Source organism: Azospirillum oryzae, from assembly GCF_008364795.1.
Classification (GTDB): domain Bacteria; phylum Pseudomonadota; class Alphaproteobacteria; order Azospirillales; family Azospirillaceae; genus Azospirillum; species Azospirillum oryzae.
In genome coordinates this window covers 1-14,417 of record NZ_VTTM01000023.1, presented here as the reverse complement: position 1 = coordinate 14,417, position 14,417 = coordinate 1, and the positions used below count along the sequence as shown (strand labels likewise).

12 protein-coding genes and 1 pseudogene are annotated in these 14,417 nt (G+C 63.4%); 3 read left to right on the top strand and 10 right to left on the bottom strand.

What is annotated here, in order from left to right; all coding sequences use genetic code 11:
* Positions 1-21: 21 nt before the first annotated feature.
* The 6 genes and pseudogenes from FZ938_RS30180 to FZ938_RS31280 form a co-directional block, all read right to left on the bottom strand.
* Entirely contained in the window at positions 22-1,692 is a 1,671-nt protein-coding gene (locus FZ938_RS30180; RefSeq protein ID WP_149201858.1) for a recombinase family protein, read from the bottom strand.
* Positions 1,693-1,698: 6 nt separating this feature from the next.
* The gene (locus tag FZ938_RS30175) at positions 1,699-2,784 is read right to left on the bottom strand and encodes a tyrosine-type recombinase/integrase (protein WP_149201857.1); all 1,086 of its coding nucleotides are present in this window, start codon (positions 2,782-2,784) and stop codon (positions 1,699-1,701) included.
* A gap of 533 nt (positions 2,785-3,317) precedes the next feature.
* Positions 3,318-4,139 (bottom strand): IS5 family transposase, encoded by an 822-nt coding sequence (locus tag FZ938_RS30170; protein ID WP_149201859.1) that lies wholly within the window; start codon positions 4,137-4,139, stop codon positions 3,318-3,320.
* A 162-nt stretch (positions 4,140-4,301) separates the two neighbouring features.
* Entirely contained in the window at positions 4,302-4,595 is a 294-nt protein-coding gene (locus FZ938_RS30165; protein WP_149201856.1) for a hypothetical protein, read from the bottom strand.
* Positions 4,596-4,608: 13 nt separating this feature from the next.
* On the bottom strand, positions 4,609-4,851 hold the full coding sequence (locus FZ938_RS30160; RefSeq protein WP_149201855.1) for a DUF4167 domain-containing protein: 243 nt from the start codon (positions 4,849-4,851) through the stop codon (positions 4,609-4,611).
* 300 nt (positions 4,852-5,151) lie between these two features.
* Positions 5,152-5,496: pseudogene (locus tag FZ938_RS31280) on the bottom strand (transposase); the annotation flags it as partial.
* Between the two features lie 212 nt (positions 5,497-5,708).
* Here FZ938_RS31280 and FZ938_RS30150 point away from each other — a divergent pair.
* Complete coding sequence (locus tag FZ938_RS30150) at positions 5,709-7,664, top strand: ATP-dependent nuclease (RefSeq protein WP_149201853.1); 1,956 nt, start codon at positions 5,709-5,711, stop codon at positions 7,662-7,664.
* A gap of 8 nt (positions 7,665-7,672) precedes the next feature.
* Positions 7,673-9,391, top strand: coding sequence for an ATP-dependent helicase (locus tag FZ938_RS30145; protein WP_149201852.1), 1,719 nt, complete (start codon positions 7,673-7,675; stop codon positions 9,389-9,391).
* A 112-nt stretch (positions 9,392-9,503) separates the two neighbouring features.
* On the opposite strand, the gene recD2 is transcribed toward FZ938_RS30145, so the two are convergent.
* From recD2 to FZ938_RS30125, 4 genes are all read right to left on the bottom strand, one after another.
* On the bottom strand, positions 9,504-11,726 hold the full coding sequence (gene recD2 / locus FZ938_RS30140; protein ID WP_149201851.1) for an SF1B family DNA helicase RecD2: 2,223 nt from the start codon (positions 11,724-11,726) through the stop codon (positions 9,504-9,506).
* A 154-nt stretch (positions 11,727-11,880) separates the two neighbouring features.
* A complete protein-coding gene (locus FZ938_RS31615) occupies positions 11,881-12,081 on the bottom strand; it encodes a recombinase family protein (RefSeq protein ID WP_425529389.1) in 201 nt (66 codons plus the stop codon).
* A 100-nt stretch (positions 12,082-12,181) separates the two neighbouring features.
* Positions 12,182-12,676 carry a GNAT family N-acetyltransferase gene (locus FZ938_RS30130; protein ID WP_149201850.1) on the bottom strand — a complete coding sequence of 165 codons (495 nt, stop codon included), beginning with the start codon at positions 12,674-12,676 and terminating at the stop codon, positions 12,182-12,184.
* A 697-nt stretch (positions 12,677-13,373) separates the two neighbouring features.
* A complete protein-coding gene (locus tag FZ938_RS30125) occupies positions 13,374-13,727 on the bottom strand; it encodes a helix-turn-helix domain-containing protein (RefSeq protein ID WP_149201849.1) in 354 nt (117 codons plus the stop codon).
* Between the two features lie 151 nt (positions 13,728-13,878).
* Between FZ938_RS30125 and FZ938_RS30120 the strand changes: the two genes are divergently transcribed.
* Positions 13,879-14,139: a hypothetical protein gene (locus tag FZ938_RS30120; RefSeq protein WP_149201848.1), complete on the top strand. Its 261-nt coding sequence runs from the start codon at positions 13,879-13,881 to the stop codon at positions 14,137-14,139.
* Positions 14,140-14,417: the final 278 nt, after the last annotated feature.

The following is a 14,417-nucleotide window of genomic DNA, read 5'->3' as shown; positions in this document are numbered from 1 at the left end:
CAGCCCGGTAGCTCGTCAGGCTCATAACCTGAAGGCCGCAGGTTCAAATCCTGCCCCCGCAACCACCGACACTTGACGCCCCGGTTCGAAAGAGCCGGGGCGTTCGTGCGTCTGGGTTTTACCCATCTGAGCGGCGCCCTCGCAGACCGCCAGCACGCCGGCCAGCTCGCCGTGCAGGTCGGCGTTCAGCCCGGCCCCGGCAGGGGAGGGCGTGAGGACGACGCGGTCGATCATGACGCGCACCATCTCCATCGCCTCGGCGCTGTCCTCGCCGCCAGCGAGAGCCGCCTCCAGTGCTTCCACCTTGCGGCGGTAGAGGTCCGCCAGATGGGGGTGCAGCAGGACCGACGGCAGGTCCGCATCGGGCTCCTCAGCCTCGGCGAGCAGCCGGGCCTTGTCCGCCTCCAGGATGGTCAGGCGCTCTTTCATCGACTCGTGGTACAGCCCGTCCTCGATCGCCTTGAGGATGGCGGCGATCTTGCGCTCGACCGCGGCCAACTCGCGCTCGCGCGTGCGCCGGTTGGCTTCGCGGTCGGCCGTTGCCGCTTCGACGCCGGCACGGAAGCTGTCGACGAACTCCTGGACCAGCTCAGGCGCCAGCAGGCGCTCCTTCAGACCGGTGAGGACCCGCCGCTCGATGTCGAAGCGGCTGATGGTGCGATCGTTGGTGCAGGTGCCTTTGCTGCGGTGGGCGGCGCAGCCATAGCGGTCCTTCGCCATGATGGTGTAACCGCCGCCGCAGCACCCGCAGGTCAGCAGCCCCGACAGCAGGAACTTGCGCCGGTGCGCCCGGTTCAGGGCGTTGCCCTGGTCGTCCCGTCCCATGGTGAAGCCGATCGATGCCTGCCGGGCCTTCACCCGCTCCCACAATGCGGCATCTACGATGCGCAGCTCCGGCACCTCCACCACCTCCCATGCCTCCGGCGGGTTGGGCCGCGCGACCCGCTTGCCGGTTTCCGGATCCTTGACGTAGGAGCAGCGGTTCCATTCCAGCCGGCCGGCATAAATCGCGTTGTTGAGGATGCCGGTGCCGCGCTCGACCTGACCGCGGATGGTGGTGTCCTGCCAGAGTCGGCCCTCTGGGCCGGGTACCCCGTCGGCATTGAGGCGCTTAGCGATGGCGCGCGGGCTGGCACCGTCGGCGAACAGGCGGAAGATGCGCTGGACGACCGCGGCTTCCGCCGGGTTGATCTGCCGCTTGCCGCGCCCCTCGGTGTCACCCTCCAGCACATCATAGCCGAAGGCCTTGCCGCCCGGCATCCGACCAGCCATGGCGCGACCGAGCTGACCGCGGCGGGTCTTGTCTGCCAGGTCTTTCAAGGCGACCTGCGCCATCATGCCCATGACGGCGACATGAATGGTGGTGATTTCGCCGAGCTGCGGGGTGAACAGCCGGACGCCGTGGAAGGCGAGGCGGTCCTGGAGGTCGGCAGTGTCGGCGAGACGGCGGCCGAGGCGATCGATCGCCTCACACAGCACGATGTCAAAGCGGCGCTGTCCGGCCTCACGCAGCAGCTTCTGGAACGCCGGACGGTGACGGCTGGCGCCGCTGAGGGCGGCATCGCTGTAATGGTCGACGACAGTCCAGCCCTGGCGCTCGGCATAGCGCCGGCACACCTCGATCTGGTCGGCAATGGAGGCTTCGCGTTGCTGGTCGCTGGAGTAGCGGGCGTAGATGACGGCACGCATCATGGGCTCCTACGGGCGCTCGCCGCGGACGGCGCGGCGGAGGCGGATGATGTGGTCGGTGAGGGTCGCCTGATAGCGGCGGCTGGCTTCCAGTCCCTTGGCCATCGTGTAGTGGCGCTCGCTGGTCCGCAGCGTGCTGTGGCCGAGCAGCGCCGCCGTCAGACGGGCACCCTGCGGGTCGTCGAGGGCGATGCTGGTCGCGGCGCAGTGGCGCAGCAGGTGCGGGTTGATCTGCTCGCCGAGGACGGCCGGGGTGGCGCGCTCGAAGCGGCTGGAGACGCCGTTGAGGGTCATCGGCAGCCCCTCGCGGGTGATCCACAGGGCATCATGGGCGTGGCCCTGCAGCAACCGCGGCCGGTGCTGGTCGAGATAGCGCGCCATGTGGGGCACCAAGCTGGCGGGCAGCGGGAAGCTCATCGGACCGCCGCATTTGAGATCCTCGCGTTCCAGCTGGATCAGGAAGCCATCGGAGGTCGGCCGGAGATGGTGGCCCACCCGCAAACCCGCCAAGGTGCGGCGGCGGATCGGTCGGGCGACTGTCAGGGCAATCATCAGGGCGTCGCGGAAGGCGGTGGCATGGGCGAACGGCCGGGCTTCGGGCTTGTCTCCGATTCCGTCGAGGGCGGCGAGGGCGCGTTGGTAGAGGTCGGCGGCGTTGCGGATGCGCGGCACGACCGGACGCTGGTTGGCGGCGCCCCGCTTCAGGCGACGGGCGGTGCGGCGCAGCCACCCCCAATCGACGTCGGGGGCCAGGGCCGGCATGATGGCGGCGAGCTGGTCGATGGTGGTCCACAAGGACAGCGGCGCCAGGGTCGGACGCAGAGCGTCGATGTAGCGGCGCACCACGTCCGGCGTCACGCGATCGCCAGGAGCGGCATCCGACGTGAGCAGCCCCTGCTGGCCGAGGAAGGTGAGCCAGCGGCCGTAGTTGGCGGCGCGGCCGCGACGGGTGGCCGGCGCCCAGTCGGCGGCGGCACCGGCGTCGTCCAGCGGTCCGCCGGCTTCGCAGGCGGCTTGCCACAAGGCGCGGTCCTGCTCGGGCCAAGCGCTGACCGGCAGGCTGCGGCGGTCGATGGTCGGGGAGGTCTTGTCCATCACCTCAGCGCCCCACGACGTTGCTGCGGAGCGAGCGGGCGCGCTCCAGGATGTTGGCGTCATAGCGGGCGACCGCGGCGGCGGTGTCCTTGTTATCCTCACAGCGAGACATCTCAACAGGCACGGACCCCATTTGTGGCGCAAGGTGAGGTGCGAAGTGTAAGACGCCCGCCCCTTTGGGGCGGGTGGCTCACTTCGCGCCGAGCCGCGCGCAAAATAACTGCTCGTTACTGAGGCGGATGATCAGATACCAAGGGTCCTGATCTAACAGTAGCTCGTCAACGAGTTGGCTCGGCAGAGTTTTCATTTGTGTATCTCGGGAAAAGCGCTTCAAGCATGGCGACGCTTAATTTGCGTAAGCACCAAGCGTTGATCGAGTCCTGAGTTCGACCAAGACCACGCCCTCCCTCCAGCGCGGCGGGCGGAACTGGAGGCCACCATCAGTAGCTACTGGCAGGTGCTGGGGTTACTACACGAAAGTGCGCAAATTGTCCGGGATCTGAGAGTCGGACTCGGAATCGGCATGGCTGTGGCTATGTCCGGGCCACCCGTCTTGAGAGCAGTTTGACGCTGGCGATGAAGATCCAGGCGACGGCACTCTCGACGGTGGCCTCGAAGTCCTTGGCGAGGCGGCGATTGCGGTTGAGCCAAGAGATTGTACGCTCAACCACCCAGCGCCGTGGCAGCAGTTCAAATCCTTTGGCAGCGTCGGACCGCTTGACGATCTCCAGGGTCCATGTCCCGATCTGGGCCAAAGCGGTTTCCAACTTGGGTCCAGCGTAGCCGCCGTCCGCGAAGACGTGGCGAAGCCAGGGAAAGAGCGTGCGAACGGAGGCGAGGAGCGCCGGGGCACCATCACGGTCCTGGATGTCGGCGGCATGAACGATGGCGGCGACCAGCAAGCCATTGGTGTCGGTCAACACATGCCGCTTGCGCCCTTTGATGCACTTGCCCGCGTCGTAGCCACGGGGGCCACCTGCTTCTGTCGTCTTGACCGATTGGCTGTCGATCACCCCCGCTGTCGGGCTGGCCTCCCGTCCCATGGTTTCCCGAACCATCGCCACCAAGGCGTGATTGATCGTCTCCCAGGTTCCATCGTCGCGCCAGCGGTAGAAATAGCGCTGGACCGTCGTCATCGGCGGGAAATCCTTCGGCAGTTGCCGCCACTGGCACCCAGAGGTCGCCAGAAAGAGGATGCCGTTCACGATCTCGCGCACGTTGACCGTTCGCGGCCGTCCCAAGCGTCGAGCCGCCGGGAGGAGTGGTGCGAGCACCGCCCACTCCGCGTCCGTTGTGTCGCTTGAATACCGCAATCCTTTCCGCCGATACTGCGCTCGGGTGATTTCAGTCCACATTGTCTTGTCATTCGTCATGCTTCGCAACATCGATCGAATCGCAAGGGACTGAAATCACTCAATTCTTTTCGGGTCAGGCTCTGAGAACGCGGCGCGAACGTGAGCTCAGCCGTGCTTCACCTCTGCTCGTTGCCCGCTTCCGAGTTCGTCTAGAACATGCTGCTATTCGCCGGGCGGCAGGGCGCGCGCATCCTCGGCCATGTGCCGTAAGGCAGCGAGACCGGCCTCGGTAAACCGAGCCCGCAGCCAATGGCAACAGTCATCCCGCAACTCCAGCAGCCCACGGTCCAGCTTCCTCTGAATGACCGTTCCCGGCTTCGGCTGACCCTTGTTTGGCCCGGTGGCCCACCGTTTCACGAGAATGCCGCTCTCCAGCCGCAGTGCCTGCCCAAAGCGCACCATGAATTCGTTGCGGACCAAAGCCCGCTCCCGCGGCGTCAAGGTGATGTCGCTCACCAGTTCATTCCCCTCAATCCTCTCCCCGCGATACGCGGAACCAATGCTCGGCATACTGCCGACACAGTTCAGCCTCGACGCCATCTCCGGTGCGTTCCGCATCGGCTGCGCGGGCGAGCCATTGAGCTTGTTTTTGAAGCGCTGATCCGTTCACACGGGCGGGCGATGGTCGAACTCCGGCCGAGGTGGCAGTGGTGGGACGGGACTTGCTGAAATTCGGTCGCGGGACTGGTACGCGGGGCCTGGAGGGTGGCATTGGGCCTATCGACTTCCTTGAAAGAGTGGAGGGTTATCCTCTGACTTGGCGGAGTCTACGCCTCGCATCGTCGGATGCGCGGAATTTTTCATCGCCGCCGGCCTGTCGGTGAGGAGATGGCCAACCCGGGTTGGCGCCGACGGCAGCCCAGCTGCAGGACCTGGAGGATGCGGCCGGGCCGGTGCTGGTCAGCTGATCGCCGCCGGCGGGGTGCGGCCATGGCCCCTTACGCCCCCACAACCGCTATCCACAAGGGACGTTATGGACCATCTCCAGCAACAGCATCTCTTGCCCCTCGTCGACCAGTTGATCACGGAACTCGCTCAGCACGGAAAAATCGAAGCCCGGATCCGTGAGGTCCAGGCTGAGAGCGTACTTCCAGTCAATCCGCCCCTGCACGGCATCGGCCGCCTGCGGGTCGGGCAGCTCTTCCAGAAACTGCAGCACCGAGACCAGCGCCAACCGCCACGGCGCCGCCGCCGGCTGGCCCCGCTCGGGGTACAAGGCGGCGAGCAGTTCGTCCTGTTAGATTGTCCCCAACTCGTCACGGAGGCGGAGAACGGGGGCGCCCTTGTGAAAGGCGTCCCGCGCGACGGTCGCGGTCGTCTCGGGGACCGTCGGAATGGTCTGCGGCTTGAGCGACATGATTGGCCCCCTGCATTGAGGATGTCTCCTCAACAGCGCCATTCCCGTACCGTAACGAGGCCCCGGATTTCGCCAACAGTGTCCGTTGCTACTCGCCCCCCTTTCGCAGTAATAGCTTGGAGCCGAAATTCGGCGCTGACTCGCCGCCATATCGCTATTAAGTTGCGTAACTGCTTTTCATATCGGATAATACCCTTGAGATTGGGGGCGGCATGTATTTGAAGACGATTTTTCTAAGAAATTTTCGCTCCTTCGAAGCGGGTGAGGTGGAGCTTCAGAAAGACCTCACTGTGTTTGTCGGTGAGAACAATGGCGGCAAGAGCAACGCCATTGACGGCATCCGGCTTCTAACCCAGCCGCTGGGTGGACGGCGAGAAATATATTGCGAGCCGACCGATGTCCGCTTTCAAAGCCAGACCACAGGCTTTGAGTTGGAAGGTGTCTTCACCGATCTGAGTACAGGCCAGCAAGGACGTCTGATCTCGGCAAGTACGGACGCTACGCTGTCCGAAGCCCGATTTGGCCTCCGTTGCAATGGCGGTCCCAGTGATCGGCCGAGCCTTTGGGCGGGCAAGCCGGGCAACCTAGCCGAACCTGGCTGTTACGACATGGTCCGGCATGTCTATTTGCCGCCTCTCCGCGACGCCAAGCGTGCATTGGCCTCCGGGAATCCCACCCGGATCATGGCTCTTCTCAATCACTTTCTAGGCGACGTTTCGGCGTCAGATCTGGCCCGTGAGTTGGCTAGGCGGGCCGATCATTCGGTGCTCTCCAAAGTAGATCAGGCGGTTGCCAAAGGCCTTACGGCCCTGACTGCTGGTGTGCGACCCCAGGCGGCGGCCCTAGGCTTTGCTTCGCAAGAAGCTCTGGTCGACATCGCGCGAGACCTGAGGTTCAAGCTTGCCGACCATGGTGTTCACCCGGAAGACTTGCGATACTCCGGCCACGGCTACGCCAACCTGCTGTTCATGGCGACTATCGCCGTCGAGTTGGAAAAGGTGCGCAATTCTGACCTGACCCTGTTTCTGGTGGAGGAGCCCGAAGCGCACCTGCATCCGCAGCTACAGGCGGCGGTCCTGGCCTTCCTGAAGGACCAAGCTGTCCAGTCTGCCGTCGACAAACCGGAGAATGGGCCGGCCGGCCAAGTGCAAGTCGTCGTCGCCAGCCATTCGCCGAACTTGTCCGCCTGGGTCAGCAGTAAGCAGTTGGTGGTCTTCAAATCGGTTGTCCCTGAACTCTCGGCGAAATCCGACAAACCCACCGACGCGGAATCGCCGGCCGTCGCCGACGCAGCTGTCATCGAAACCGGGATCGCGGAGGGCACTGGTGTCCCGGCCGACCCCGTCGAGGGGCTGGTGACGACCACCGCCGCGGCCGCACTCCGCCGATCAACCCGCTGTATTCCCCTCGCCCAAATCAAACTGAGCGATCTTGAACGACGTAAGATCGACCGTTATCTCGACGTGACAAAAGCGGCTTTGCTGTTCGGCGGCCGCATCCTTCTCGTCGAAGGTATCGCCGAAGCCCTGCTGCTCCCGGTGATCGCCGAACACTTTACCCTCAAGAATGAGCCTGAGAAACTCCGCCTCTTCCGATCCGCCGTCTTTGTTCCAATCGACGGTGTCGATTTCACCCCCTATGCCAACCTTCTGACCTGCACAATCAACGAGGCGCGCATTGCCGAACGGGTCGTGGTTATGACCGATGGTGACCACGGGGCCGCCCAGGAGAATGAGGTCAGAGATGACGATCCCAGTGTTGGTGAAGACCAACCAGGGGAGGAGGTGGCCTTGGCGACAAAAAAGGAGGTGATCATCCCCGGAGAGCAGCGCAAGCGCGAACTGGATGCACTCGCAAAGGCAAATGGTGCATCCGCGGTCTTCGCTGCGATCACCTCACGCTATTCTCTCGAAAGCGAACTGCTGGAAGCTGGCAATGGCACCATTCTCCGCGCCGCCTACGTCAGCTTGCACCCAAGGTCTGGCAAGAAGTGGGACAAGGCCGCGGCTTTGGAGGGAGATGAGCGGGCTAAGGTCATCGGAGCCATTTTCAAGAATGCGCGTAAAGGCGATTTCGCCCAGACCTTGGCTGCTCTGATCGAGGAGAAAGAACACACTTTCATTGTTCCTACCTACATCGAAAAGACCATCCGCGAGGTCGTAGCGTGACCGTTGACATGTTTCTGCAGACCAACGAGCAGAAGGCAATCATCGGACACGAAGGCCATGCTTTTGTGCAGGCCTGTCCTGGCGCCGGGAAGACGCGAACCATGGTCGAGCGGGCTCGACATCTTCTCTCGAACCCCGCCGACCGGCGCGGAGTCGCTTTCCTGTCATTCACGAACGCTGCGGTCGAGGAGTTGGAGGCGCGGTTACACAATTTTGGCATCCTGCCGTCGCCGTTGTTTCCAAGCTTCATCGGCACGTTCGACCGCTTCCTTTGGCAGTTTCTAATCGCGCCATTCGGTGCCGAGGGATGCGGCCAAGTCCTAAGGCTCGTTCCCGACAAATCCGATTGGGAGGTCAAGCCTTTCGATGCAGCGCAACCGCTCAAGCTGAAGCATTTCGATCGGGCGACAGGTGTGTTACTCGCCGACAAGGCAGTGGAAGAAGGCTTTGCTCCAAGAAATGGTCCTGGCGCGTGGGAAACACATGCGCGCAACATGATCGCGCGCGCGTTATCCAACGGGTATTTGGATTTCGAGGACGTCCGCGACTGCGTCGCTAAGCGCCTTGCCGACCCGGCTTTCTCGGCCCGGCTAGGTCGGGCGCTCTCCGGACGGTTTCGGGAAATTGTTGTCGACGAGGCGCAGGACTGCAATCCCGGTGACCTCGCGATTATCGAATGGCTCCGCGTATCGGGCATCAAGGTCAAGGTCGTCTGCGACCCTAACCAAGCGATCTACGGCTTCCGGGGTGGCCTAACGGATGAGCTTCTGAGGTTCGCGACTACATTCGAGGGCGTTGAACAACTGCCGTTGAGCGGCAATTTCCGCTCGTCCCCTGCGATCTGTGCGGCTATCTCCCAGTTGCGGCCGCCCGCGTCGCGCGGCCCGATCGACCAGCCGCTAGGACCGTACAAGGACGAAACCTCACCGGTCTACATCCTGACCTATGGCGGAACGGCTGTCCCAGCCATGATCGGCACTCGATTTCAAGTGATGGCGGCGGAGCTCGGTATTCCGCCGGCACAGGCACCTGTGCTCGCGGCAACCTGGGCCAGTGCTGGGAACGCGGTTGGTCGGGCAATGCCGGACGCGGGCAACGACAAGACGCTGCTGCTGGCCGAGGCCGTCATGGGCTTCCACTTCGCCTTTGCGGCCGGCAACCGCCGGGAAGCGTTGGCCCGTCTGCATCGAGTGGTTCTCCAGATCCGGGGAGAAATCTCTAACGCCGGTGCCTATGCCACCTATGTGTCAACCAGTGGCCTGGATGATGAGCGTTGGCTTCCGGAGATCATCGCTGTTGGTCAAGCACTGAAGGTTTATGCGGGAGAAAGCGCCGAGAATTGGCTCAGGCGGGCTCGGGCTTTGCTGAATTCAAATCTTATCGGCACTTCCAGCATCGGCCAGCGATTGCGATCCAACGATAAGCTGGCAGCCGTGCTTGCGGAGGCGTCACCAACGGCCCTGCCGGCAAAGGCCATCCATGCCGTCAAGGGGCTGGAGTTTCCAGCGGTCTGTGTCGTGCTCACCGCGAGAACGTCGGGAGATATCCTGAATGTCCTGACTGGCGTCGAGAGCGCCGCTAAGCCGGTCGAAGAAGCCCGGAAAATCTACGTCGCCGCATCACGCGCCGAGCGGCTGTTGGCGATTGCTGTCCCAAAGAGCCGTGCCGCTACGTTGAAGGGGATCCTCGACGCAGGTGGTCACACCACGCAGATCGTGCCACTTTGAATTGTGATACAGCGCGCAGGCGGGATCCCAGAGTTTCAATTACTATCAATGCGTTTCCGTGCCGATCGGCATCAGACTCCCATGCCGATCCACGACCTGATCGGAAAACGCTCTAGAGACTCGGTTCCGTGCGGCCAAACAGCAACTCCCGCAGCTTCGACCAGCGGCATCCCTCATCGGACGTGCGAACGGCCAGAGCCAAAGCCCGCTTCTGGCCGACCAGCACCACCAACCGCTTGCCGCGGGTGATGCCGGTGTAGATCAGGTTCCGCCGCAGCATCATGTAGTGCGTCATCGCCACGGGGATGACGACGGCCGGATACTCCGATCCCTGGGATTTATGGATTGTCGTCGCGTAGGCCAGCGTCACCTGATCCAACTCGCCGAAGGGATAGGGGATGAGGCGGCCATCGAAGTCGATGGCCAGTTCGCCCTCCTCGGCATCGAGGCCGACGATGGTGCCGATGTCGCCGTTGTAGACCTCCTTTTCGTAGTCGTTCTCGATCTGCATCACCTTGTCGCCGACCCGGTAGGTCCAGCCGAACTTCTCGATGGACGGCTTCGATCCATCGCCGTTCAGAGCCTCCTGGAGAGCAAGGTTTAGCCCACGCGCGCCGAGGAGGCCGCGCTGCATCGGGGCGAGGACTTGAACGTCGCGCACCGCATCCAGGCCGAAGCGCCGCGGAATACGGTCACACACGATCTCGACCACCTTGCGGGCGCCAATCTCTGGATCGTCGGCGGCGACGAAGTAGAAGTCGCTATCGCCGTCTTTCGGCACCTCCAGATCGGGCATACGGCCTGCGTTGACGCGGTGAGCGTTGGTGACGATCCGGCTTTCCGCCGCCTGCCGGAAGATCTCGGTCAGCCGCGCCACCGGAACCGCGCCCGAGCCGATGATGTCGGCCAGCACCTGGCCGGCGCCCACCGAGGGCAACTGGTCGACGTCACCGACCAGCAGCAAGGCGGCCTGACGCGGCAGGGCGCGCAGCAGCGCCGCCATCAGCGGGACATCGACCATCGAGGTTTCGTCCACCACCAGCAGGTCGCAGTCGAGCGGCGCCTCGGCGCCACGCTTGAAGCCGCCGTTGGCCGGGTCGGTCTCCAACAGCCGATGGATCGTCTTGGCTCCCAGGCCGGTGGTCTCCGACAGTCGCTTTGCCGCCCGGCCCGTTGGGGCGCAGAGGGCGACCGTCACTCCCTTGGCGGCGAGGATCTTTAGGATCGAGCGGACGATGGTCGTCTTGCCGACGCCGGGGCCGCCGGTCACCACCAGCACCTTGGAGACCAACGCTTTGGCAACCGCCTCCCGTTGGCTGGTCGCGAGCGCGATGCCGAGTTTCTCCTCGACCCAGGGAACGGCCTTGCCGCTGTCCATCAGCCCCCAGGACGGTTCCCCCTCGGCCAGCACTGTCAGCCGGTCGGCGATCTCCCGCTCGGCATGCCACAGGTGCATCAAGAAGATGCAGCGCCGCTCCCTGACCGTGTCGGCAACCACGCTGCCCTCCTTGACCTCCAGCAGGATGGCTTCGACCAGCGTCGGCTGCGGGATGTCCAGAAGCTCCTCGGCCAGTTTGAGCAAGTCGTCCTCGGGCAGGCCGCAATGCCCGTTCGACACCGCCTCCAGCAGCGCGTAGGAGACACCCGCCCGCGCCCGGATCATCGAGTCCTTCGGGATGCCCAGCCGCTCGGCGATGGTGTCGGCGGTCTTGAAGCCGATGCCGCGGATGTCGCGGGCGAGACGGTAGGGATTCTCCGTCACCAGCGGGATGGCGTCGGCACCGTAGGTCTTAAAAATCCGCACGGCGCGGGAGGTGCTGACGCCGTGGCTTTGCAGGAAGACCATGATCTCCCGGACGATCTTCTGCTCGGCCCAGGCGCGGGTGATCTTGGCGATGCGCTTCGGACCGATGCCGGGGACCTCGATCAGGCGCTGGGGCTGGGTTTCGATGACGTCGAACACGCGCTCACCGAACGCCTGCGCCAGCTTCCTGCCATAGACCGGGCCGATGCCTTTGATCAGGCCGGAGCCAAGGTACTTCTCGATGCCCTCCAGAGTGGTCGGTGGGGCCGAGCGCAGGAAGGTGGCGCGGAACTGGGGCCCGTGTTCGCGGTGCTGCTCCCACAGACCCGATGCATGGACATGCTCACCGGGCGACACGGAGGCGGCATGGCCAACCACGGTGACCAATTCCTTGTGGCCACGGACCTTGACCCGAAGCACGCAGTAACCGTTCTCGGCGTTGTGGTAGGTGACGCGTTCCACCAGCCCGGAGAGTGGCTCACGGTTTTCGGCGGTCGGACGGGTTTGGGCAGACGGCGATGGGTTCGGCATGCCCATCAAAGATGGAGCACGCCGAACGGCTTGTCATCGGCGAAGGGTGCATCGGCTGGCGGCGCGGGCATCCTCCTTGGTTTCGGTCCACGTCGCGGCATCGTTCAGGATGCGCGGAGGCCGGCCCCTCTGCGTTCTCACAAGCGGATCATGGTCAAGCTCGCTTCGCCCCGTTGTGGTGGGACCGTCTGGTCTTGCCGTTTGGAGTGACGAGTCCTGCGCGCTCCGCGCGATCCAGCAGCGCCTTTCCCTGTGGCGTCGAGGTGTCGATCGGATCGCGCAACGACTTGAAGTGGGCGCCGACGGTCTCCAGCCCCTCGATCACCTCCAGCAGGTGGGAAAGCGAACGGGCCAGTCGGTCGATGCGGCTCCCGGCCGCTCCCTTTCGCTACAGCACCCGGCGATCGTGACCGCCATTGTCGCCCAGATCATACTGGACCGAAACACTGCCTCGCCTAGCGGCTCAGGAACTTCACCATCAGGAGTTCATCGATGTAGATGCCGTTGACCATCAGCGCCCTCGGCTCGGTCCCGTACGGCTGAAACCCCAAGCGCCGGTAGAGGTTGATGGCACGTTCGTTGGCGGCGGCGACGGAGAGGTGGACCTGCTCGACCCGCGTTCCGGCATGTTCGAGAACGACGTCCATCACCGCTTCAGCAAGGCCGCTGCCCCGCCGGCATTCCCGGACATAAACGCCCCAGAGCATGCCTTTGTGCATCTGCTTAGCCGTCCTGGGAATGGATAGGCCGGCCATCGCGTCGAGCTGGTTGTCGACAAACCCACCCGCGATGAAGCCGCCCGTGGTCCATGCCGCGAACGCATCGACGGAGCGGGCACTCTCCTCGGCATGGCTCGATCCGAATGCCTCCGGATGCGACTCCAGGGCTTCAAGACGGAGCATCCGCAAGGCCTCGGCATCGTCTGGCACGAGTTGTCTCACCAAAGCCATCCGCCATAGTCCCTTTCGCGACATCGGTTTTCAGCGACTGATTTTACGCCGCGCCGTCGGCGCCGGACAGTGGGCACCAAGCGCCGGGCCTAGACATCGACGTGCTGGCGGCTTCGGTGGAGATCGAGGAACCGGCCAGGCCGGTGCTGGCCCCGGCACCGACTGCGTGGAACTGTCCTATTCGATCCGCTCTGGTATGCATGCGGCGATTTGATGCTGGTCGTCAGGGCAGGGGCTGCACCCGTCTCATGAAGGGACGAACGTGACGAGCAGTTCGTTGGTGCCTTGGTCTCTTACCCACCGCGAAATGCGATTGCCCTCGCTCAGTCCATCGCCAGGATCAATCAGAAAAATAAGATTAAGCGAGCGATTTAGATTAAGAAAGTGACGATATCCCAAGATTATTAATATCATCGGTGTGGAAATTATCTTCAATTCTGTGCAGGAAATATGTCCTTCTCTTCCGTGGATTATTTCACCGCATTAACATGCGCAGACTTCATCGAATGCGCGCACGATGGAAATCTGAGTTCTGGCTCGTGAGTACTTCTTAGGAGAGAGGAGGGGCGGGATCTCCGATACTATAAAGTAATAGCTTTCCCAGGTTACTTGAGGAGGTTCTGTGAGCTGTGGGGCGTGACGTGGTTGTCGCGGTTGGGGCGGCGGCGAAGTGTCAACTGGAAGTCATGGCGGAGGCTCACGGTCGCCTCGGCCGCCCCTCCGCCAAAGCTTCCACCTGTCGCACTGCGATTTCCAGGTCGGCGTCAGCGAGCCCGTCAGCGAGGGCGAGTAGCCGGGCGCGCAGTTCCGCACGCCGGGACGACACAGCCGCTGTGCCTACTTCTCCGAACAAATTGCCGAGCGGCAGGTCGAGCACTCGGCCCAGCTGCTCCAACGTATCTAGGCCGGGGAAGGCCCTACCGCGCTCGAGGTTCGACACTGTCTCGACAGTGCGAGCAATAGCCTCGGCGACCTGCTCCTGCGTCAGATTGAGGGCTAGGCGGCGGGCGCGCAGCCGCGCGCCAAGAAGTTGCTTCAGGTCTCGCACCATAACCCGAACTGTCCTTTCGGGCACCGCACTTGACCATAGGCTCAATTTTCGGCTTATGTACTAAACCCGAAAAATAGAGTCGGGTAAGCGGCTCCTGCGTGCGCTGTTCGCCGAAAAATCCCGCTTGCCCGTACAGGAGGCTTAGATCGGTATGCTTGTGACGGAACAGTTTCAGGCCGCATGGGACCAAACGCTGGCGTGGCTGAAGCACAGCGACCGGCCGGCCTGGGACGGGTATGAGGTTGGACAACTGTTGCAGCGGATCGGGCACAAATACAATTGGTATCTGATCACTCAGACGGACGGCAACGGTGAACGCGAATGGCGTGAACTCCACTTGGCGTGGGCGGCCAAACTGGCGGCTCTTGGAGCGCCTGAAAGCCTGCTTGCGACCGTCCGTGCAGTCGAGTGAGGCGCTGCGACCAAGCCCGTGGCTCCGTTGGCAGCACGGTGTTATTCATGGGTGCGCCAGAGTTCGACCGCGGTTTGAAGGGAGAGCACGAATGCTTCGATCGCCCATGCGCCGGGTCATTCACCGTTTGGCAGCGATCAAGCCCACTTTGGCTGAGCGCGATCGCTGGCTCTCGCAAGCTATTGTCGTCTCCCCACTAGATGTTTAGTCCCGGCATTTGATGGTGCGGGTTTTCGGTGAAGCTTGAGGGGTCTTTGTGCCAAGCTCTGCAGACGAAC